Source organism: Actinomadura meridiana (assembly GCF_039537545.1).
GTDB classification, from domain to species: domain Bacteria; phylum Actinomycetota; class Actinomycetes; order Streptosporangiales; family Streptosporangiaceae; genus Spirillospora; species Spirillospora meridiana.
In genome coordinates, this window is record NZ_BAABAS010000043.1 from 1 (window position 1) to 2237 (window position 2237).

At 69.0% G+C, this 2237-nt stretch carries 2 protein-coding genes; both read left to right on the forward strand.

Annotated elements, in window-relative coordinates; translation table 11 throughout:
• Nucleotides 1-83: 83 nt before the first annotated feature.
• A complete protein-coding gene (gene istA, locus ABD808_RS38360; protein WP_344908483.1) occupies nucleotides 84-1730 on the forward strand; it encodes an IS21 family transposase in 1647 nt (548 codons plus the stop codon).
• Nucleotides 1727-2237: ATP-binding protein (locus tag ABD808_RS38365; RefSeq protein WP_344908485.1), on the forward strand; the 511-nt coding region annotated here is incomplete at its 3' end. The genes istA and ABD808_RS38365, both read left to right, overlap by 4 nt.

Below are 2237 nucleotides of genomic sequence, written 5' to 3' on the forward strand. Positions count from 1 at the left end.
GTTGCTGTGTTGATGAGTTTCAGCAACACCCTGGGGCTTGCGGTGGGAGTATCTGCTGTGTCACCCACCGTGAGGGGGCTTGGATGGCGCGGCAGTCCAAGACCGAGCTGTACGCGTCCATCCGCCGCGATGTGCGGGACGGGTTGTCGATCCGGGCGGTGATGCGTAAGCACGGCGTCTCGCACCCGACGGTGCGTCAGGCGCTGGACTCGGCGTGGCCGAAGCCGCGCAAGAAGATGGAGCCGCGGGCGACGCTGCTGGATCCGTTCAAACCGGTGATCGACGCGATGTTGCGGGCCGATCTGAACGCGCCGCGCAAGCAGCGGCACACCGTCAAGCGGATCTTCGACCGGCTCGTCGACGAGCACGACACGCAGGTGTCCTATGGCATCGTGCGGCGCTATGTCGCCGAGCGGCGGCCGCAGATCCGGGTGGAGGCCGGCCGGGGACCGGTCGAGGCGTTCATCTCCCAGACCCACCGGCCCGGCGCCGAAGCCGAGGTCGACTTCGGTGACGTCACGGTCCGGATCCGCGGACAGCAGGTGACCTGCTACCTGTTCAGCCTGCGGCTGTCGTATTCGGGCAAGGCGGTGCACCGAGTGTTCACCTCCGGTGGCCAAGAGGCGTTCTTCGAAGGCCACGTCCATGCGTTCGAGGTGCTGGGCGGGGTGCCGTTCGGCAAGATCCGCTACGACAACCTCAAGGCCGCGGTCGCACAGATCATCGGGTTCACCCGGCAGCGGGTGGAGACCGAGCGATGGACGGCGTTCCGCTCCCACTACGGCGTCGAGAGCTTCTACTGCCGCCCGGGGATCGAGGGCGCCCACGAGAAGGGCGGGGTGGAAGGGCAGATCGGCTGGTTTCGCCGCAACCACTTCGTCCCGGTGCCCGAGGTCGACTCGCTGGCCGAGCTGAACCAGATGATCGACCGCTGGGACGAAGAGGACGAGGCGCGGCGGATCCGGTCGCGTCCCCGCACGATCGGCGAGTTGTTCGCCGCCGAGCGGCCGCTGCTGCAGCCGCTGCCGGTCGAGGCGTTCGAGACCGGCCGGCACTTCTGTCTGCGGGTGGACCGGCACAGCCAGATCAGCGTCCGCACCAACCGCTACTCGGTGCCGGTCCGGCTGATCGGCCGGATGGTCCAGGTCGTGCTGCACGCCTCGGAGCTGGTCGTCTATGACGGACGCGAACAAGTCGCCCGGCACGAGCGCATCAGAGCCAAAGGCGGCCGGCATCTGGAGCTGGACCACTACCTGGAGGCCCTGGTCCGCAAGCCCGGCGCGCTGCCCGGCGCGACCGCGCTGGAACAGGCCCGCGCCGCGGGCAAGTTCACCCCCGTCCACGACGCTTGGTGGGCGGCGGCCAGCAAAGCCCACGGCGACCGTGAGGGCACCCGCGCCCTGATCGACGTGCTGCTGCTGAACCGGCAGATGAACCACGAGCACGTCGTCGCCGGCATCGCCGCGGCGTTGCGGGCCGGCGCGCTCACCGCCGACGCGGTCGCGCTGGAAGCCCGCAAGGCCGCCGAGGCCGACGACTCCGCCGATGTCCCCGGCCCCGAACCAGCGATGCCGGCCAAGGCCGCGACGGTGACCTCGCTGACCGAGCGGCGGCTGGCGCAGCTGCCGCCCGACCGGAGGCCGTTGCCGTCGGTGGCCCACTACGACCAGCTCCTGCGCCGCCGCCCGCCCGCCAGTCAGGGACCGACCAGCCAGGAAGAGGCTCGATGACCACCATCAACCGCAATCGCGGACTGACCGAACAGGCCGCTGAAACAGCCGTGGACAGCGCCTGTCGGATGCTGCGGTTGCCCACCGTCCGCGCCAAGTTCCCCGAACTGGCCGAGGCCGCCGTCCGGGACCAGATGACCTATCGCGGGTTCCTGGCCGAGTTGCTCATGGCTGAGTGCGACGACCGCAACCGCCGCCGCTCCGAACGCCGAATCAAGGCCGCGCACTTCCCCCGGCAGAAGACGCTGCGTGAGTTCGACTACGACGCCAACCCCAACATCGACCCCGCCACCATCCACACCCTGGCCTCCAGCGAATGGGTGAAGAAGGGCGAACCGCTCTGCCTGATCGGCGATTCGGGCACCGGCAAGTCACACCTGCTCATCGCGCTGGGCACCGAAGCGGCCATGGCCGGCTATCGAGTGAAATACACCCTGGCCACCAAGTTGGTGAACGAGCTGGTCGAGGCCGCCGACGACAAGCAGCTCAACAAGACCATCACCCGCT